The following is a 19496-nucleotide window of genomic DNA, read 5'->3' on the forward strand; positions in this document are numbered from 1 at the left end:
CCCTCGTTCCGTCCTTCCAGAAAGGCCCACACCATGACCGAGTACCGTCTCCCCGAGCACCTGCGCGAGGCGCAGCACTACATCAACGGCGGGCCCGCTCCCAGCTCGGGTTCCACCACGATCGCCGTGCTGGATCCCGCCACGGGCCAGCAGATCGCCACCACGCCGGCCGGAACCACCGCAGACCTCGACCTCGCCGTGGAAGCTGCCCACACCGCTTTCCGCAGCGGCATCTGGTCGCAACTATCCGGCCGCGAACGGTCCCGGGTGCTGATCCGGGTGGCGCACCTGTTCCGTGAACACGCGGAGGAGATCGCGCAGGTGGAGAGCCTGGACGTGGGCAAGCCCATCAGCCTGGCCCGGGCAGTGGACGTCAATACCGCTGCGGACACCTACGAGTACGCCGCCTCGCTGGCCCAGAATCTGGACGGTGCGGTGCGCCGTACGCCGCTGCCGGCCCACGCCTACACCCAGCGAGAACCGCTCGGCGTGGTCGCGGCCATCACTCCGTTCAACTTCCCGCTCATTCTCTCCACCTCGAAGATCGCAGTGGCCCTGGCCGCCGGGAACACCGTGGTACACAAGCCGGCCGAGGACACCCCACTCTCCGCACTGCTGACGGCTCGGTTGTTGACCGAGGCCGGCGTCCCGGACGGCGTCTACAACGTCGTCACCGGCTACGGCACGGATCTCGGCGACCACCTCACTGCACACCCCCAGGTGGCCAAGGTGGCCTTCACCGGTTCCACCCAGACCGGCGCACACGTCGCCGCCGTGGCCGGCCAGGCCCTGCGTCCCATCACCGCAGAACTGGGTGGCAACGCCGCCAACATCATCTTCGCGGACGCCGACCTGGCCAAGGCGGTCGAAACCACCATCTCGGCATTCGTCTTCAACACCGGCCAGTTCTGCATGGGCGGCCCCCGGCTGTTGGTGGAACGCTCTGTCTACGACCAGGTGCTCGAGGCTTTGGCCGGAGCGGTACCCCACGTACCCTTCGGTGATCCGCGGGACCCGGGCACCGTGATCGGGCCGCTGGCGAACCGCCGCCAGCTGGAGAAGGTCGCGGACGCCGTCGAGCAGGCCAAGGCCACCGGGGCTCGCGTGGTGACCGGTGGCGAGCCAGCCGAGATCAACGGCGGGTTCTTCTACCGCCCGACCGTGCTGGCCGACGTCGCGAACTCCGCCGAGGCCGTTCAACAGGAGGTGTTCGGTCCAGTCCTGACCGTCCAGCCGTTCGATACCGAGCAGGAAGCCATCGAGCTGGCCAACAGCACGGACTACGGCTTGGCCTCGGGCATCCAGACGGGGAATATCTCCCGGGCGCACCGGGTGGCCGATGCCCTGGAGGCCGGCATCATCTGGGTCAATGCGTGGGGCATGCTCGACCCGGCTCTGCCCTTCGGCGGCGTCAAGTCCTCCGGCTGGGGACGGGAGAACGGACCCGAGCAGCTCGAGGCCTACACCCGTACCAAGTCGGTCATCATCGCGATCGAACCGGACCCCGAGCTCACCACCACCAGCGGCACGGCCAGCACCGGTCAGGACGCATCATGACCACCATCACCGCAGCCGTCACCGAAGCCGGGGGCGCCCCGTTCACCCTCCAGGACGTGGAGCTCGGCGCGCTCCAGGACCACGAGATCCTGGTGGACATCAAGGCTGCCGGTCTCTGCCACACGGACCTCACCGTGGCTTCCGGGGCGCTGCCCTTCCCGTTGCCCGGCGTGCTCGGACATGAGGGGTCGGGAGTCGTCCGTCAGATCGGGGCAGCTGTGACCTCGGTGACTCCCGGGGACCGGGTCGTGCTGTCCTTCACCTCCTGTGGCCACTGCGAGGGCTGCCGCGGCGGCCATCCCGCCTACTGCGTTCGGTGGCTTCCGGACAACTTGCTCGGTGGGCAGCGTGTGGACGGTTCCTCCCCGCTCACCCGGGCCGGGAAGGCGATCGGCGGGCACTTCTTCGCCCAGTCGTCGTTCGCGACGGCGGCCATCGCCGAGGAGCGCAATGTCGTCAAAGTCTCCACGGACTTGCCCTGGGAGCAGTTGGCCCCCTTGGCCTGCGGTGTCCAGACCGGTGCGGGGGCGGTGTGGAATGCCCTGCAACCGGGTCCCGGCCACAGCCTGGTCGTCTTCGGCGTCGGCACCGTGGGTCTCGCTTCGGTCATCGCCGCGGCATTGTCCCCGGCCACTCGGATCGTGGCGGTGGACCTGGTGGACGAACGCCTCGAGTTGGCCCGCGAACTCGGGGCCACGCACACCATCAATCCGAGCCGGGTCGACGACGTGGTCGCCAGCATCCAGGAGGTCACCGGCGGCGGCGCCCACGGGGTGGTCGAGGCCACCGGCAACACCAAGGTCCTGGAGCAGGCCGTTCAATGCACTCGCGGTCAGGGCGAGGTGGCCATCGTGGGCGCCCCGCCCTTCGGTCAGTCGGTCCAGGTGGACGTGAACTTCATGCTCCCGGGCCGCAAGATCCACGGTTTGACGATCGGCGATGCCGAGATCCAGTCCTTGGTCCCGGCCATCCTGGCCTTGGCCGAGCAGGGCCGCTTCCCCGTGGAACGGCTGGTGCGGACCTATCCGCTGGCGGACATCAATACTGCCGTGGAGGACATGTCCGCCGGTCGCACGATCAAACCCGTGCTCCTTCCCTGACGGAAACGGGCCGTGGCCCCGCCCCTCTGTTGGAGAGGTGCGGGGCCACGGAACGGCACCGGTCCACGATCGGGTGGAGGCCGGCGTCGTGCTCAGTGTTGCTGGCTGATCAGCCCTGGTCGGCGACCTCGGTCGCGTAGCGCTGCATCAGTGCGGCGACCTCGCCACGGCTGATCGTGTCATTCGGCTTGAACGTACCGTCCTTGTACCCGGTCGAGACCCCGGCCGAGGCCAACCACGAGATCGCCTCATGGTGCGGGTGCGACTCCGCCACATCCGAGAAGGACTCGTCCCACTCGCCCGCCTCCGGCTCCACCGCACGGAACAGGAACGAGGCGAACTCACCACGGGTCACACTGTCGTACGGCAGGAACGTGCCGTCCGCGTACCCCGTCGTCACGCCGGCGTTGGCCGCCCAGACGATCTCATCGAAGAACACGTTCGACTCCGTGATATCGGTGAAGTCCTCGGTACCGTCCGTCACCTCCGGATCGATGTACCGGTGGATGAAGGCCACCGATTCGCCACGGGAGATGTCCTTGCCCTTGCGGTACGTGCCGTCCGTGTACCCCGTCGTGATGCCCTGCTCCTGCATCCACCGGACCGGCGCATAGAACTGCGAACCCTCCGCGTTGTCCGTGAAGTCCTCCACGGGCTCCGGCTGATCGGCCTCTTCCACCACGACGGCCCGGGAGGCGATGGCCTGGTTCCCGTTGGCGTCCTCAGCCACGTAGGTCAGGGTGTAGGCCCCGGCAGTGGCGGTGTCCACCGAACCGATGACCTGCACCGAAGCGGTCACGTCTCCATCGGTGTTGTCGGTCGCCGACACCCCGGCCAGAGGATCGAACTCGTCACCCACCGTGAGGGTGGCTGCCTCCGGAACGGTCAGTTCCGGGGCAACGGTGTCGGTACCCGCGGCCACGGCGGTGAACACGCCCATCTGCTCAGTCTCACCCGCGGCCAGGTCCTCGCCGGTCTCGGCATCGCGGCTGGTGGCGTACCAGGCGTAGGTCTCGCCCTCGGTCAGCCCGGCCCACTCGATCGTCGCCGGCCAACCGGACTTGGCCGTGGCCTCGCCGATCTCCTCATCGGTCGGCGTCGTGACCATGACCTGGTTGGTGGCGAAGGAGGTCTTGCGGGTCTCCAGCTGGATCGGCAGCCGGGTGTCATCCTCGGTGCCGTTGTAGCGATTGCGGTCGTCATACTCGGTCGCCCCGAAGTTGTCCAGCAGCGGCGAGTAGGTGTCCACGGCCATCTCCGCGTTGTCCACGTCGATCTGCAGCAACCGGAAGAAGCTGGAGCCGAACTGGAGCATGTCCGTGGCGGAGCGGCCGTCAACGCCGGTCAGACCCAGCTCCTCGGCCGAGACCGTATAGAACTGGTAATCGGCCAGCAGCTCGACCACGTTGTTGCCCTCGGTGCCGACGTCCTTGCGCACCTCGATGTCCACGCCGTGCTCGTGCCCGGAGAGCGCGAGGAAGATGTTGCTGTGCTTCTGGAGCAGGCCCTCGTCGATCTTGGCCCCGTCGTGGGAGAAGGTCGCGCCACGGCCATCCGGATTGGTGCTCGGCTTGCGCTGGGCATGGGTCATGATCATGGCGTTGCGGTCCGAGTACTGGTCCAGGACCTCACTGGCCCAGGCGATCTCCTCATCGGTGACGTCGTAGCCAAGATAGACAGCGACGAAGTCCAGGCCACCGGCGGAGAACAGGTCGTAGTGGTTGTCATTGTCCCCCTCCTTCCACGGCGTGTAGGACGCATTGGCGTCCTTCCAGCCCTGAGTCTGCTCGAGGGCCTCGTAGCGCTCGGGGCCGAAGTACTGGTTGTAGAGGTTGTCCGGGCCCACGTCCATGCCGGAGCGGTTGTCATGGTTGCCCGGGGTCACCCCGTTGGGGATCTCGGAGTCGTCCAGGATCTTCTGCGCCTGGGAGACGAACTCGAATTCCTCAACGGCGATCTCGCGGTATTCCTCCTCGTCAGCCCGCGGGCTGCCGGTGTGCCAGTTCTCCATGATGTCACCGGTGTGGGCGACGTAGTCGATCTTCTTCTCCTCGGCGTTGGCGACGATCCACTCGGCCACGGAGGTGTAGGCGTCGGCCCAGACCGCCTGCTGCTCCTCGGAGTAGGCGTCCTCCGCAGCGCCCTCGGCGAGGTACTGGGTGTCCGTGAAGTGCGCGAGCGAGAAATCGTAGTCGGCCGGATCCTCGAAGGAGTCGGCGACCTCGTTCTCCAGGTCATCGGCGAAGGGATCCTCGCCTAGGACCAGGACCGAGGCCTGGCCTGCCTCGTCCAGGTGCTCGGCTCCCAGCGCACCGGACAGCACGAGTTCGCTCTCGTTGAGCCCGCGTCCGGAGGCCAGCTCGTCCCAAGACTCGCTCGCCGTGTTCCACACCAGCAGGTTGACCTGGCGGCTCGGGTCCACGGTTCCGGCCCAGCGCACCGACTGGTCCTCCGCGGCTTCACCGACCTCGACGTCGAAGCGCTGGAACGGCATCTGCCCGGCGGTGGCGCTCAGGCTGTCTCCGGCCCCCTCGAGGTCCGCGTCCTCCGTGTAGTCGAACTCGAGCGTGGTCGGGGTCCCGTCCACGAGTCCCTGGAAGCCACCCTCGGCCACGGCAGTCTCGCCGGCGTAGAAGGTGGTGGTGACGTCGCCGCCGTCGGGATTGACGGCCCGGGCGGACAGCGAGACCTTGCCATCGCCCTGCCCGGTCTCGGTGCCGCCGCCCACCGGGATGGAGCCGGACGTGAAGGTGACCGACTCGGAGATCGGCAGTCCGAAGACGGTCTTGCCCTCGATCGCGATGGTGTGCTCGCCTGCCGCCATGCCGGAACCGATGACCTGGCCGGGCTCGATCGGCTCGCCGTCGAGCGTGTAGGAGGTGCCCGCGGCGACGAGGCCGGGGTTGGCCCACTCGGCCGTGAACTCGGTGGCCCGGGTCATGTCGGACCCGGCCGCCGGGGTGGTCCCGGCCAGCTCGGCGACCTGGGCACGCAGTCCGTCGAAAGCCTCGATGTTCAGGGCTGCGATCTGTTGGGCATCCAGAGAGTCACCGAAGACTCGGGCGGAGGCGATCGTCGCGTTGGCATGGAACTGGCTGCCCCCGTTGGAGGCGTCGGCGCCGAGCACCATGTTGTGGGCCTTGGCGTTCGGCGGCCACTTGATCTCGGCGTTGGCGGTGGGGTTCTCGGCCACGAGCTCGCCATTGACATAGAGCTTGACGGTCTTCGTGCCTCCGTCGAAGACGCCCACGGCGTGGTACCACTCGTTCGGCTCGATCTCGATCCCGGCGTTGTGGTAGCTGCCGGTGTTGACCGCGAAGGTGAGCCGGTCGGCGTACATGGTCATGGAGAACCCGCCGCCCTCCTTGTTGGCGCACATGTTCGTCTCGCCGGAGGTCGGCAGGTCGCCGTTGTAGCGGAAGACGCACTCCACGGTCATGGAGTCGCCGAGCGTGGCGTACTGGTCGCCGAGGGGGTACAGCAGCGCATCGTCGCCGTCGAAGGTCGCGGTGTTGCGGCCGAGGGCGGCGTCCTGCTCGATCACGGGCGCACCATGGGTGGTGGCCTCCAGGCCCTGCGCGGTCTCCGCGGAGGTGCCGTCGGCGAAGTCCACGTTGAAGACCTCCGCCGCCGGGGCCTCGACCTCCACGGCGAAGGCGGCGTTCAGTGCGGCGACCTGCTCGGCCGAGGCCGGGGCGCTGTAGAGCCGGGCCGCGTCGAGGGTGGCGGCCGAGAACTGGCCGGGCACACCGTTGCCGCTGTCCGCTCCCAGCACCACGGCGTGGGCGTTCTCGTTGGCGGGGATGGTCATGGGGCCGCCGGCCTCGGCCTCGGCGGCCAGCTCGCCGTCGAGGTAGAGCTTGATGGACTCGCCGTCGTAGACCCCGGCGGCGTGGTACCAGGTCTCGGCGTCGATGTCCGCCCACGCGAAGGTGTAGCCGCCCTCGGCGTGGATCATGAAGCCGGCCTGGTCACCCTTGACCACCATGGCGAATCCGCCGGCCTCCTTGTTGCCGCAGAGGGTGTCCTCGCCGGACGTGGCCGCGGCATCACGCTTGAAGTTGCACTCCACGGTGAAGCCGTCGGCGAGCGCCGTGTAGTCCTGATCGGTCAGTGCATAGGAGTAGGCGTCGTCACCGTCAAAGGTGCCCACGTAGCGGGCCAGGGAACCGTCCATGCCGATCTCGGGATCGCCCGTGGCCACCGCTTCACGGCCCTGGGCGGCATCCGCGGCGGTGCCGTCCTCGAAGTCCACATCGAGCAGGTCGGCGGCGGGGGCGGCCGCTGCGGTGGCCGTGTTCACGGCCGGGGCGATCGGCGCGGCGGTGGCGGCCACGGGCATCAGCGCGCCCGTGGAGGTCAGGCCGACGGAGAGGGCAAGAACAGCAAGGGGAAGTCGCTTGGCAGTCATGATCCATTCTTCTGTTGCGGGTGATGCGCAACGGGTAGGCGCGTGATGACCTGCACAAACTATGGGCGCGGGCTGAACGTCCGGCCTCACCCCGGTGAACGATGCGGACCCAGACCGTGAACGCCCCGGAGCCACCCCCGGGGATGACCCGGAACCGTCCCGGAATACTCCCGCGGAGTGACGCCGCGGCCTCGTCAGACCAGTACGTTGATCGCTGTACAGGAGAACCGCACCACACACCGGCTGTCACGCGGCGGATCACGCCATCCGTCGCACCACGCCGTCCAGGGGAGAATCATGAGCATGGTGGAGACCACGGCCGGGTCGGCCAGCGAGGAGGCCGGGCGCCCGGCCGCGGCGGGCCGACCGCCGCACCCCGACCACCCCGACCACCCCGACCACCCCGACCATCCGGACCACCAGCGCCACCGGCACCTGCACCGCCGGGGCCACGCCCCGCTGGCCCGGCCGGACGACGAAGCCCTGCGGACCGTGGGACTGGACGGGGCCGCCGTCGCGCTCCGCGAGGAGAAGCACCTCGTCAACCGTCAGCCGCGGGACACCTCGCGGTCCATCTGGACCATCCTGCGCGTGCACATCCTGACGCTGTTCAACCTCGCCATCGCGGCCTGCGCCGCCTCGATCATCGTGCTGGGCCGCTGGTTCGACCTGGTCTTCTGCCTCGCCGCGGTGGCCAACGTGGTCATCGGCGTGATCCAGGAGTACTCGGCCAAGCGCAAGCTGGACGCGATCGCCCTGCTCCACCAGGACGCGTCCCACGTGCTGCGGGACGGCGCCGAGCGGCCCGTCCGGATCGAGGAGATCGTGCTGGACGACGCCGTGGTGCTGCGCCGCGGCGACCAGGTGCCCGCTGACGGGGTGGTGCTCTCCGCGGACGGACTGGACCTCGACGAGTCCATGCTGACCGGAGAGGCCGACGCCGTGGGCAAGCGTCCGGGCGATCCGGTGCTCTCCGGTTCCGCGGTGCTTGCCGGGACCGGTCTGGTCCGAGTCACGGCCGTCGGCCCGGACTCCCATGCCTCCCAGCTGGCCATCGAGGCCCGCCGTTTCGCCAAGGTGCCCTCCGAGCTCCGCGGGGCCCTGGACACGGTGGCGAAGTGGCTGACCATCGCCCTGGTACCCGTGGTCGCCCTGATCGTCAACGGCCAGGTCCAGGCGGTCGGCGGCTGGGCGTACGCCCTGGAGCACGGCGCGATCGAGCCGGCCGTGGTGGCCTCGGTGGCCGCGATCACCTCGATGATCCCCCAGGGCCTGGCCCTGATGACCACGATCTCCTTCGCCGTGGCCGCCCTCAAGCTGGCGCGCGAGGAGGTCCTCATCCAGGAGCAGCCTGCAGTCGAGATCCTCGCCCGCGTGGACACCGTCTGCCTGGACAAGACCGGGACGCTCACCGAGGGCCGGATCGTCTTCGACGGCTCCACCCACCTCACCGGGGACCCGGGACGGCAGCGGGCCGGCGGGCGGGTCCTGGCCTGGTTCGGCGCGGACCCCAACGCCAACCCCACCGCACTGGCCCTCGCCGCCCCCTTCACCGATCTCCCCGCCGAGGCGCCCACCGCCCGGGTGGCCTTCTCCTCGGAGCGGCGCTGGTCCGCCGTCGCCTTCGGCTCTCCTGACCACCGGCCGCAGGACTCCGGACACCCGGTGGGGCACGACGACGGCGCCCACCCCGGTGCCGGCGTCACCGATGCGGTGGCCGGCGCGTGGGTCCTGGGTGCCCCGGAGGCCCTGCTCCCGGCCACGGGCGCCGGGGATGGGGACCGGGCACGGATCGAGGAGCTGTGCGCCGAGACGACCAGCCGGGGGCTGCGCACCATGGTGCTGTGCGTCTCGAGCCGGCCGGCCCGCGCCGGGTCCTGGTTCGGTGACGGTGACGGTGGCGGTGACAGCGATGGTGACCGGGCCGCCGTCGTGGTGCTGCCAGGCGAACTGGAGCCCGTGGCGTTGCTGACCTTCCGGGAGAAGGTCCGCGACGACGCCCGGGACACCCTGGCGTACTTCCGCGCCCAGGACGTTCAACTGAAGGTGATCTCCGGTGACCACCCCCGGACCGTGGCCGCGGTGGCCCGCGAGGTCGGCATGGACGTGACGGGTGACGGCTATGACGCGCGGGACCTGCCGGAGGATCCGGGCGAGCGCCGGGCGGTGCTGGACGGGCACTCCGTGTTCGGGCGGGTCTCCCCGGAGCAGAAGAAGGGCATGGTGGCAGCCCTGCAGGAGGCGGGCCACGTGGTGGCCATGACCGGCGATGGCATCAACGACGCCCTGGCGCTGAAGACCGCGGACCTGGGGATCGCGATGGGCAACGGGGCCCCGGCCACCAAGGCCGTCTCCCGGATGGTGCTGCTGGACAGCCGATTCTCCCGGCTGCCGAGGGTGCTCGCGGAGGGGCGCCAGGTGATCGCCAACATGGAGCAGCTGGCCCACCTGTACCTGACGAAGACCGCCTACGCCGTGCTGTTCGGCGTGGTCTTCTCCGTGCTGGCCTGGCAGTATCCCCTGCTGCCGCGGCAGGCCTCCACCGTGGACTTCCTGATGATCGGGCTGCCCACGTTCTTCCTGGCGCTCGTGCCGAACCAGCGCCGCTACGTCCCCGGCTTCCTCGGCCGCGCCCTGCGCTTCGCCCTGCCCTCCGGGGTGGTCATCCTGGCCGGGCTGCTGGCCGTGAACGGCGCCGCGCGCTGGTTCGCGGAGGAGGTCACGGTGCGCCAGGTCCAGACGGCCTCCGTGATCACCCTGACGCTCATGGGACTGTGGGTGCTGAACCTGATCTCCCGGCCGATGACCCGGTGGAAGCTGGCGCTCGTGGCCTCCATGTACGTCCTGCTGATGCTGGTGCTGCTGGTCCCGGCCTCCCGGGCGTTCCACCAGTTCGAGCTCCCGTCCCCCGGCCTGGGCGTGACCGCCGTGGCGATCGGGGCGGTGGCGTGCCTGCTGCTGGAGGGGATCCACCAGCTGCACCGGCATCGGCAGGTCCTTGCCCCGGCAGGGGCCGCGCCCGGGTCCTCGCGGCCCAACGTTACGCCGTGAACTGGGGGGTAGTTTCGGCCCGCCGCTACACTCGGAGCGTTGTTGGCCGCGACGGTGGCCCCCCCTAGGCATCCGGCCAGCGTCCGTTCGGAGCCCCAATCCAAGGAGCATCCCCATGGCAGCACCCAGCCCCGGCTACTCGATCACCCTGCAGGTCGAGACGCCCGTGTCCTTCACGGCCACCACCGACCTCGCCGCGGCAGTGGCCGAGGCCGGCGCGGCGGTGACCGCCCTGGACGTGGTGGAGTCGCACCACAGCTCCATGGTCGTGGCCGTCAGCTGCGACACGGTGGACGTGGGCCACGCCGAGACCGTCCGCACCGCCGTGGAGGCCCTGGAGGGCGTCACCGTCCACGAGATCACGGACCGGACCTTCCAGCTCCACGAGGGCGGCAAGATCGAGACCACCCTGCGCGTGCCGCTGCGCACCCGCAACGACCTCTCCCGCGCCTACACCCCGGGGGTGGCCCGCGTCTGCAAGGCCATCGCCGAGGACAAGGAGCTGGCCCGCCAGTTCACCATCAAGAAGAACACCGTGGCCGTGGTCACGGACGGCACCGCCGTGCTCGGCCTCGGGGACATCGGCCCGGAGGCCGCCATGCCGGTGATGGAGGGCAAGGCCGCCCTGTTCAAGCAGTTCGCCGGCGTGGACGCCTGGCCGGTGGCGCTGGACACCACGGACACCGAGGAGATCATCTCCATCGTCAAGGCGATCTCCCCGGCCTACGGCGGCATCAACCTCGAGGACATCTCCGCCCCGCGCTGCTTCGAGATCGAGGCCCGGCTCCGCGAGGAGCTGGACATCCCGGTCTTCCATGACGACCAGCACGGCACCGCGATCGTGGTCCAGGCCGCCCTGACGAACGCGCTGAAGCTCACCGGCAAGAAGATCGAGGACGTCAAGATCGTCGTCGCCGGGGTCGGCGCGGCCGGCACCGCCATCATCCGGCTGCTGAAGGCCTCCGGCGCCCGCCACATCGTGGCCTCCGGACGCGCAGGCATCATCGAGCGCGGCTCGCAGCACGCGGACTCCAACCGCCAGTGGCTGGCGGACAACACGAACGAGGAGGGGTTCTCCGGCTCCCTCAAGGAGGCCGTGGCCGGCCGCGACGTGTTCATCGGCGTCTCCGCCCCCAACCTGCTGGATGAGGAGGACGTGGCCTCCATGAACGAGGGCTCGATCGTGTTCGCCATGTCCAACCCGGACCCGGAGGTCCACCCGGAGATCGCCTCCAGGCACGCCGCGATCGTGGCCACCGGCCGCTCCGACTTCCCGAACCAGATCAACAACGTGCTGGCCTTCCCCGGCTTCTTCCGCGGCCTGCTGGACGCCGGTGCCGCGGACATCACGGACGAGATGCTCGTGGTGGCCGCCCGCGCCATTGCCGAGACCATCACGGACGAGGAGCTCAACCCGAGCTTCATCATCCCCTCGGTCTTCGACCCCGAGGTCTCGGTCCGCGTGGCCGAGGCCGTGGCCCAGGTGGCCACGCCCCGCGGCTGACGCAGCTCGGTGCCCCGGTTCAGCCCGGTAACCCCGCGCTGAGCCGGGGCATCGCTGTCTCCACCGGCGCCGGCAGCGTCCCGAAGGGCTCCACCTCCACGGGGCGGCCCTTCCGCGTGGACCGCTTCCACGTCCCCACGGCGTGGCCGCGGTGCAGCACCGTGCCCTTGAACACGCCGTTGCCGCCAGGCACCACCCGGGCCTCCTCCGCCTTGGTCAGCACGGCGGAGCGGTCCTGGTAGCCCAGCACGATCTCATCGAACCCCGGCAGCAGCAGCGGTGCGGCCGTGGCCCGCGCCCGGTCCGCATAGCGGTCCGGCAGCCCGGCGGCCATCCAGTGCTCCCGGCCGCCGACGTCGGCTCCCTCCAGCTGGTCCGGCGCCTCGCCCCGGATCTCCCGTAGCGCGGCGCGGGCCTCGGTCTTACCCAGCTTGGACCACCAGCAGAAGTCCTCCAGCGTGGCCGGCCCGTGGGATCGCAGGTAGCGCAGCAGCAGCTCGCGCACGCCCTGATCCCGGGTGCGGGCGGCCGGCGTGCTGGTGGACGGACCGTGGCGGCCGATCCACTCCTCCACCAGCACGATCCGCTGCCCGTTGCCCTCGGTCGGGCCGAAGCACAGCACCCCGATCAGGGCCAGGAAGAAGATCAGGTGGTAGCCGCGGCCGTCCTGGACCGGGAGGCCCTCCCGGGTCCACGCCTCCAGCAGCGCGGCGCGCGTGTGCCCGGCACCGGAGAGCTCCCGGACGGCGGTGGACTCGGCGGCCGCCAGCGTGGCCGTATCCAGGCCGAGCTCCACGCGGCGGCGGTCCGTGGAGGTGAGCATCCTCGGGGCGGTGAGGTCCAGGATCCACGCGAGGTCCTCGGACGCCACCACGAACAGGGTTCCGCGCATCGGCCAGGACCGGACGATCAGGCCGGCATCGTACGCCTGCCGGACGGCCGCCGTCGTTCCTGCGCCGTGGCGTCCCGCCGAGCGGCCGGTGCCGGCAGCGGTACCGGACCGCAGCGCCAGGGACACCGTGGACCCGGGATAGTCCTGGCCCTGCGTGCAGACCAGGGATCGAGCGGCCTCCACGGGACCGGGCCAGGGGTCGGTGAGCCCCTGGGACAGCAACCGCATCCGGGCCACGCATTCCGGGGTGAGGGTCTGCATGGGGCCTCCTTCGCTGGGGACAGTGTGCCATGCGGTCTCCCGGCCGGCGAGCGAACCTGAAGACCGGCTGAGAAACGCCCGAGTCCGTGCTGGGTGCCGATTGACCACCGCCGGAACAGGGGGAAGACTCGGGACATACCCGAGCGGTGGACCCCGCCCCGGGACGACGCCACAAAGGAGACACCATGAAGCGATTGATCACCCTCGGCATCGGCGCGGCCCTCGGTTACCTGCTGGGCAGCCGCGAAGGTCGCCAGAACCTGGACAAGTTCGCCAAGAACGCGCAGGGCTTCTGGAACGACCCGAAGACGCAGGAGCAGGTCCAGCGCGCCACCTCCACCGTCAAGGACCAGGCCCCCGGTCTGGCGGAGAAGGCCGCCGGTCTGGCGGACAAGGCCACGGAGGCCGTGAAGGACAAGGCCCCGAACCTGGCGGAGAAGGCGGACAAGGCCAATGCCGCCGCCCACTCGGCCACCGAGAAGGGGGCCAACGCCGCCCAGGGACTGGCGGACAAGGCCTCCGATGCCGCGGAGAAGTCCACCGGCAAGCACACCACCGGTGACACCGAAGCCTCGAGTGGCGAGAGCACGGCGAAGTCCTCGAACGGTGATTCCCTCTCGGATCCGTCCCAGTCCCTCGAGAGCGAGGGCGGCGGGCCGGACCGCCACTGATCCGGAACCGTCCCACCACGCACCGGAACCCCGGTCCCCGCTTCAGGGGGCCGGGGTTCCTGCGTCTCCGGGTGCCGCCACGGTTGAGTCTGGAGGGATTCACGCCAGAGGGCGCCCAAGGCGTGAATCCCTCCAGACTCAACGGGCCGGCGTCGGACCCGGACTGGAAATCGGCCCGACGCCGGCCGGCCGCTCAGGCGGAGACGCGGTTCCGCAGGGCGAAGGAGGAGCCGTAGTGCTCCCGCGGCAGGTGGTCGCCCTGGCCGAAGAGCTTGTGGCGCATGGTTCCCTCGGTGTAGTCGGTCTTGTAGCGGCCGAGCTTCTGCAGCTCCGGGACCACGTACTGGACGATGTCCTCGAAGGTGCCCGGAGTGATGTGGTAGGCGAGGTTGAAGCCGTCCACGTCCGTCTCGTCCTGGATGCGCGCGAGCTCCTTCGCCACGGTCTCGCCGGAACCGATGATGACCGGGCCGAAGCCGCCCACGCCGCACCACTCGGCGAGCTTGCGGACGGTCCACTCGACCGAGTCGTCCCCGGAGGCCTTCTTGAAGGTCTCCACGGCGGACTGGATGGCGTTGGACTGCACGTCCCCGATCGGCTCGTCCAGCTCGAACTCGGCCAGGTTGATGCCCATCCAGCCGGACATCAACACCAGTCCGCCCTCCACGTCGATGTACTGCGTCAGCTCCTCGTACTTGGCACGGGCCTCCTCGTCGGTGGCCCCGGTGACGATGGTCTGCATGGACATGATGCGGATGGCGTAGGGGTCGCGGCCGGCCTTGACGGCGCCCTGCCGGATCTTCGCGGTGGTGCCCTTGATCAGCTCATCCGTGGGCGAGTTGATGAACACGGCCTCGGCGTGCTTGCCGGCGAAGGCGCGGCCGCGGGTGGAGGCCCCGGCCTGGTAGATCACCGGGGTGCGCTGCGGGCTGGGCTCGGTGAAGGCGATGCCCGGGGTCTTGAAGTACGTGCCCTCGTGCTCGATCCGGTGGACCTTCGCGGGGTCGATGAAGACGCCGGACTCCTTGTCGTACAGGACCGCGTCGTCCTCCCAGGAGCCCTCGAGCAGCTTGTAGACCACGTCCAGGTACTCGTCGGCGTGGTTGTACCGCTCGTCGTGCTCCATCTGGTCCTGCTGGCCCATGTTGATGGCGGCGGAGGGCAGGTATCCGGTGACCACGTTCCAGCCCACGCGGCCCTCGGTCAGGTGATCGAGGGTGGCCAGGCGGCGGGCGAACGGGTACGGGTGCTCGTACGCGGTGCCGGCGGTGACCCCGAAGGTCAGGTTCCTCGTGACGGCCGCCATGGGCGGGACCACGAGCATCGGGTCGTTGACCGGGACCTGGGTGCCGGCCTTGAGGGTGGCCTCGTCCGAGGCCCCGTAGACGTCGTAGGGGCCCAGCACGTCGGCGATGAACAGGCCGTCGAACAAGCCCTGCTCCAGGGTCTGGGCCAGTCCAGTCCAGTAGCCCAGGGTGTTGTAGTCGCGGGCGCGGTCCTCGGGGTGGCGCCACAGGCCCGGTGACTGGTGGGCCACGCAGTTCATGTCGAACGCGTTGAACAGGATCTCCCGCTTGCCGGCGGCAGTGGTGGGCACGCCCTCGGGGAGATCGTTCGATCCATGGGCGTTCTCGTTGCTGGGGACAGACACGGTGGTGCTCCTTCCATCGGTCCTGGCGGTAGCACCTGTCCGGTTGCCCGGTGGTTGCTGCGGCGTCATCGAGCCAGATCTCTCGGCCGCTCTGGATGGGTACCCATCGATTTCACCACACCTCCGGGCGCGACCCCAACCGGGGTTCACGCGGAGTCACCCGGCATCCTCGTGAGGGGAGTTGCTGTGTCAGCTCGAGGCGAGGACCACGATCGGATCCGTGGTCGGCGCTTCAGACCCTCCGGCCGGTTCCACGGTGACGGCGAGTGCTGCATCCGCCGGAACATCCTGCATCCGCACGAGGGCGAGGCCGTCCTGAACCTCCAGCAACCCGGCCGGCTGGGGCGCTGCCTCACCCTGGATGGTCCACATCTGGTAGTCGCGGCCCTCTCCGGGAGCCGGCAGGCCCCGCGCGGCCAGCACGGTCTCACCAGTGGGCGCGCGCGCCACCTCGACCTCACCGCCACCGGTCACCGGTGACTCCAGCCGCTCGGCCCCGTCCACCTGCAGGATCTGCTCGATCGCCGTGAGCTGATCACCCTCGGTCACGCCACCCGTGGGCGCCCACGGCTGGCTCACCACTACGGCCACGGCCACGGCTGCCGCCGCGGCGGCCGAGACCGCCCCCACCCACCAGCGGCGCGCGGCCGGCCGGCGTCGGGCACGGTGGTCGTGCAGATCGGCGACGCCGGCTCGCTCGGTGCCAGCGCTGGAACCGTCAGCGCTGGAGCCGGTGGTGCCGTGCCCCGCTGCGGGCGAGGCGTCGCCGTCCGCGGCAGGCCGGGCGTCCTGGCCGGTCCCGGCCACGGCCGAGAGGACACGGTCCCGCAGGCCGGCGGGAGGCTCGGCAGGTGTGCTCACTGCCAGGCGGGCGACGGTGCTGTTGAGGGCATCGGCCCGGGCACGGAGCTCAGAGTCTGAGCCGAGCTGCTGCTCGATGGCGCGGCGCTCATTCTCGTCCACGGCGTCCAGGGCCCAGGCGGCGAGCAACTCCGCGCCGATCACGTTCTCATTCTCGTTCTCGTTTCCGTTCGTCATGCTCCCACCCCCAAACAGTCCTGTAGTCGTTGGAGCGCACTGCGCATCCGGGATTTCACGGTGGCCAATTTGGCCCCGAGTCGTTCAGCGACCTGCCGGTAGGTCAGTCCGCCGTAGTAGGCCTGCGTCACGGCCTCGTACTCCAGGCCGGTCAGCGTGCCGAGGCATTCCGTCACGCGGTCTCGGTCCTCCGCCGACTCCACGGCCTCGGTCACGTCATCCCGGTCCCGCTCGAACCCGGCCACCCCGGCCCGTTCCTCCCGGTCCCGGCCGGACTGAGTGGAACGGATCAGGTCGACGGCCCGGCGATGGGTGATCGAGCAGACCCATCCGACCACTGACCCGCGGTCGGGATCGAAGCGCTCAGCCGAGCGCCATACGTCCACGAGGGCCTCCTGCGTGACGTCGGCCGCCAGATCGGCGTCACGCACGATCTTCCGTGCCAAGCCGTAGGCCGAGGGGGCCACGGCGTCATAGAAAGCGGCGAAGGCCTCCTGGTCTCCAGTGGCACTGCGCCGGAGCAGGCCCACCAGGTGGGCGTCCCGCTCGCGCGCAGCACTGCGGCCGGCTCCGGTGCCTGCAGTGCTCGTCATGGCTCCACCCTATCCGGGCGCAGGGCCAGGAACGGCTTACCTGTCAGGAGCGTCGCTCAATAGGGGTGGTCTCTTCATCCGCATGGCTCCTCCTGTGTTGGTCCGGTGGTGGCCCGGTGTTGGTCCAGTGGCGATCGGTCCGGCGCCCTGCTCGGCCGCCGGGTGCTGTCTGGTGTTCGGAGCCGACGGCCCTGCGGATGGGTCGGATTCAGGCCTCGTCGGTGGTGCCGGTCTGGAGGTAGGGCACCGTGCGGGTCCCGTTGACCTCCCAATCGCCCACCATCCGGGCCATGAACACGGCCGGATCGTGACTGGCGATGGTCCGGGCATTGCGCCAGTGCCGGTCCAGTTGCAGGTCCGTGCTGGTGGCGGAGGCACCGAGCGTGTCGAAGATCCTCGTGCACGTGTCCAGCACCAGCTTCGGCACCATCACATGAGCCCGGTGTGCCGTCAGGGCGGCGCGGTGCATCGCCTCGGCCGCGGCGCCATCACCATCCATCCCGACGCCGGCCACGCGCCCGACCTGCGCACCCTCCAGCTCCCCGTCCGGCTGTTCCTGCCCGACGCCGGCGAGTGTCAGTGCCGCATCCAGGTCCCGCCCGGCGGCGCGCACGAGTTCCTCGACGGTTGCCTGCTGGGCGGAGAGCTCGCCGATGATCCCCAGCAGCTGATCGTCCTCGCGCGGGCTCAGCCCACCCCCGGTGTTCGGCGAGCGCCTCCGCCGCCGGGTCTGCTCCACGCCATCGCGCAGCGCAGCCCGCCCGATGCCCGCCAGCAAAGCCATCAGGGTGGACTCGTGGTGCAGTGGAACCGGCCCGTCGGCGGGCGGCAACGCCAGCAGCTCCTCGACGCCGGCCCCGTGGAACTCCATGGTCCCCGTCCCGGTGAGGCGCTGGCCGAAGCCGTCCCAGTCGTCCTTCACGGTGATCCGCGGTTGCCGCACCCGCACCACGGCGAGCGCGACGTCGGCCCGCTGGGAGCCGCCCCGGCCGCCCGAGCCGGCGGCCGGCGTCGTGCCCCGGGATGTGGTGGCACGGGGCAGGACCTTGCGCCGGAGGGCACGGGAGACGCTGGGGTCCAGCCGGACGGTGGCCAGCGCCCACGTGGAGAAGATGCTGCCGGTGGTGTAGTACTTGCTGCCGTTGATCAGCAACTGCCCCGCCTCGTCCTGGGACACGGTGGTCCCGAGCCCGCCGAGCGGTGAGTCGCGTCCCTCGGACAGGGCGCTGCCGGCCACCTCTCCCTCGACCACGCGCCGCAGCCAGCGGTCGCGGACGGTGCGGCCGGGCTGGGCCAGCACATGCTGGACGAAGCTGAGGTGGCTGCGCATCAGGTGCGCGGTGTTGGCGTCCACGGCGGCGAGATCCATCAGCAGCCGGAAGGCGTCCTCCTGGCTCGCCCCCGCTCCCCCGGCGGATTCCGGGACGCTGAGGGCGCCCAGACCCTGTTCGCGGAGCTGTTCGAAGGCTGCGAAGGGCAGGTGGCGGCCGGCCTCCCGGGGCAGCTCCCCCTGTGCCACCTCGGCGAAGGCCGGGGCAAAACGGGCGGACAGGGCGGTGTAGCGGGAGGTGCAGCAGGACGGCAAGGTCGTCATGAGAAAGGCTCCATCGGTCCTGGCGGTAGCACCCTGGCCCCTGACGGGCGGGTTGCTGCGGCGTCGTCGAGCCAGATCTCTCGGCCGCTCTGGATGGTGGTCCCCTCCATCAGACCACCCGGCGACGGCCCGGGTCCAATGCGAGGTATGCGGAGAGGTCAGAGAACCGTGGTTTCTCCTGACCGCACCGGGTCATGCTGTGAGGTGGGCGTTGTCTACTGTTCGGAGACCGGGGTCAGGACGCCGGCGACCAGCGGGTTGTCCGTGGTCTCCAGGTACTCCTCGAACCGGGGATCGGAAAAGACCTCGACGAGCTTGCGGGTCTCCGGGGTGTCCTTGAACTCGGTCCCCACGATCAGCCAGGAGGCGTAGGTCCGGGGCGGGTCCGGGAACAGGATGCCCTTGTCCCGGCCGATCTTGCCGGCGTCGAAGATGTTGGTGTAGCCGAGGGCGGCGTCCACCGAGTCCAAGGTCCGGGCCATGGACAACAGGTCGATCTCGGTGAAGTCGAAACGGCGAGGGTTCTCCACCACGTCCTTGAGCTGGGCGGTGCGCGGCTCAATGTCCGGGTCCAGCCCGATCAGGCCCTCGCGCTCCAACAGCCACAGCGCCTGGCCCTGGTTGGCCAGGTCTGTGGGCACGGCCACGGTGGCGCCGTCCGGCAGGTCCTCCACGTCGTCATATCGGGTGGAGTACAGGCCGAAGGCCCACTGGTAGATCTCCACCGTGGTGGACAGGTCGAAGTCGTTACCCTCCGCCACCTGCTTCATGTACCACTGGTGCTCGAAGATCGTGGCGTCCACCTGGCCCTCGGCCACGGCCCGGTTGGCCTGGACTCCATCCGCGATGCCCACAGCCTCGATCTCGACGCCGTAGTCGGGCGCGATCTCCTCAGCCACGAACTCCACCAGGCTCTCCTCTCCGGCCATGGCCGGCTCGTAGTGCACCGTCAGCGGCCGGGTGATCTCGGCCTCGCCGCCGGCCGTGGCCGGTTGGTTGGACTGTTGGATTACCACGAGACCCAGAGCCAGGGCAGCCACGGTGGCGATGGCCGCCAGCGACCAGGGCAGCACGGTGAATGACTTTCGCAGGGTGAAGCCGTGATCGTGTCCGGCCGTCGCATTCTCCCCGGTGGTCGCCGGAGTCTTCTTCTCGGGGTTCATAGGAGGTCCT

Annotated in this window: 12 protein-coding genes and 2 riboswitches; of the genes, 5 read left to right on the forward strand and 7 right to left on the reverse strand. The window is 69.9% G+C overall.

What is annotated here, in order from left to right:
• The first annotated feature begins 33 nt into the window (after positions 1-33).
• Together RE421_RS01690 and RE421_RS01695 are read left to right on the forward strand one after the other, a co-directional pair.
• Positions 34-1557, forward strand: coding sequence for an aldehyde dehydrogenase family protein (locus RE421_RS01690; protein WP_309813254.1), 1524 nt, complete (start codon positions 34-36; stop codon positions 1555-1557).
• Positions 1554-2657 carry an NAD(P)-dependent alcohol dehydrogenase gene (locus RE421_RS01695; protein WP_309813257.1) on the forward strand — a complete coding sequence of 368 codons (1104 nt, stop codon included), beginning with the start codon at positions 1554-1556 and terminating at the stop codon, positions 2655-2657. The genes RE421_RS01690 and RE421_RS01695 overlap by 4 nt, the downstream gene beginning before the upstream one ends.
• A gap of 109 nt (positions 2658-2766) precedes the next feature.
• On the opposite strand, the gene RE421_RS01700 is transcribed toward RE421_RS01695, so the two are convergent.
• The gene (locus RE421_RS01700; protein ID WP_309813261.1) at positions 2767-7068 is read right to left on the reverse strand and encodes a LamG-like jellyroll fold domain-containing protein; all 4302 of its coding nucleotides are present in this window, start codon (positions 7066-7068) and stop codon (positions 2767-2769) included.
• A 303-nt stretch (positions 7069-7371) separates the two neighbouring features.
• On the opposite strand from RE421_RS01700, the gene RE421_RS01705 reads away from it, so the two are divergent.
• On the forward strand, positions 7372-10119 hold the full coding sequence (locus tag RE421_RS01705) for an HAD-IC family P-type ATPase (RefSeq protein WP_309813263.1): 2748 nt from the start codon (positions 7372-7374) through the stop codon (positions 10117-10119).
• A gap of 115 nt (positions 10120-10234) precedes the next feature.
• Positions 10235-11623: an NADP-dependent malic enzyme gene (locus RE421_RS01710; RefSeq protein ID WP_309813265.1), complete on the forward strand. Its 1389-nt coding sequence runs from the start codon at positions 10235-10237 to the stop codon at positions 11621-11623.
• Positions 11624-11642: 19 nt separating this feature from the next.
• Here RE421_RS01710 and RE421_RS01715 read toward each other — a convergent pair whose 3' ends face one another.
• Positions 11643-12776 carry a winged helix DNA-binding domain-containing protein gene (locus RE421_RS01715; protein ID WP_309813268.1) on the reverse strand — a complete coding sequence of 378 codons (1134 nt, stop codon included), beginning with the start codon at positions 12774-12776 and terminating at the stop codon, positions 11643-11645.
• A gap of 185 nt (positions 12777-12961) precedes the next feature.
• Here RE421_RS01715 and RE421_RS01720 point away from each other — a divergent pair, with 185 nt between their 5' ends.
• A complete protein-coding gene (locus RE421_RS01720) occupies positions 12962-13447 on the forward strand; it encodes a YtxH domain-containing protein (RefSeq protein ID WP_309813271.1) in 486 nt (161 codons plus the stop codon).
• Between the two features lie 193 nt (positions 13448-13640).
• On the opposite strand, the gene RE421_RS01725 is transcribed toward RE421_RS01720, so the two are convergent.
• From RE421_RS01725 to RE421_RS01745, 5 genes are all read right to left on the reverse strand, one after another.
• The gene (locus RE421_RS01725) at positions 13641-15044 is read right to left on the reverse strand and encodes an LLM class flavin-dependent oxidoreductase (protein ID WP_309817021.1); all 1404 of its coding nucleotides are present in this window, start codon (positions 15042-15044) and stop codon (positions 13641-13643) included.
• Positions 15045-15108: 64 nt separating this feature from the next.
• A riboswitch (SAM riboswitch) is annotated at positions 15109-15200 on the reverse strand.
• Between the two features lie 87 nt (positions 15201-15287).
• Complete coding sequence (locus RE421_RS01730; protein WP_309813275.1) at positions 15288-16136, reverse strand: anti-sigma factor; 849 nt, start codon at positions 16134-16136, stop codon at positions 15288-15290.
• Complete coding sequence (gene sigK / locus RE421_RS01735; RefSeq protein ID WP_277246416.1) at positions 16133-16729, reverse strand: ECF RNA polymerase sigma factor SigK; 597 nt, start codon at positions 16727-16729, stop codon at positions 16133-16135. The genes RE421_RS01730 and sigK overlap by 4 nt, the downstream gene beginning before the upstream one ends.
• A 208-nt stretch (positions 16730-16937) precedes the next feature.
• Positions 16938-18323: an acyl-CoA dehydrogenase family protein gene (locus RE421_RS01740; protein ID WP_309813279.1), complete on the reverse strand. Its 1386-nt coding sequence runs from the start codon at positions 18321-18323 to the stop codon at positions 16938-16940.
• A 7-nt stretch (positions 18324-18330) separates the two neighbouring features.
• Positions 18331-18423, reverse strand: a riboswitch (SAM riboswitch).
• A gap of 115 nt (positions 18424-18538) precedes the next feature.
• Positions 18539-19486, reverse strand: coding sequence for a MetQ/NlpA family ABC transporter substrate-binding protein (locus tag RE421_RS01745; protein WP_309813283.1), 948 nt, complete (start codon positions 19484-19486; stop codon positions 18539-18541).
• Positions 19487-19496 lie beyond the last annotated feature (10 nt).

This window comes from Citricoccus sp. I39-566 (assembly GCF_031432995.1).
In the GTDB taxonomy this organism is placed as follows: domain Bacteria; phylum Actinomycetota; class Actinomycetes; order Actinomycetales; family Micrococcaceae; genus Citricoccus; species Citricoccus nitrophenolicus_A.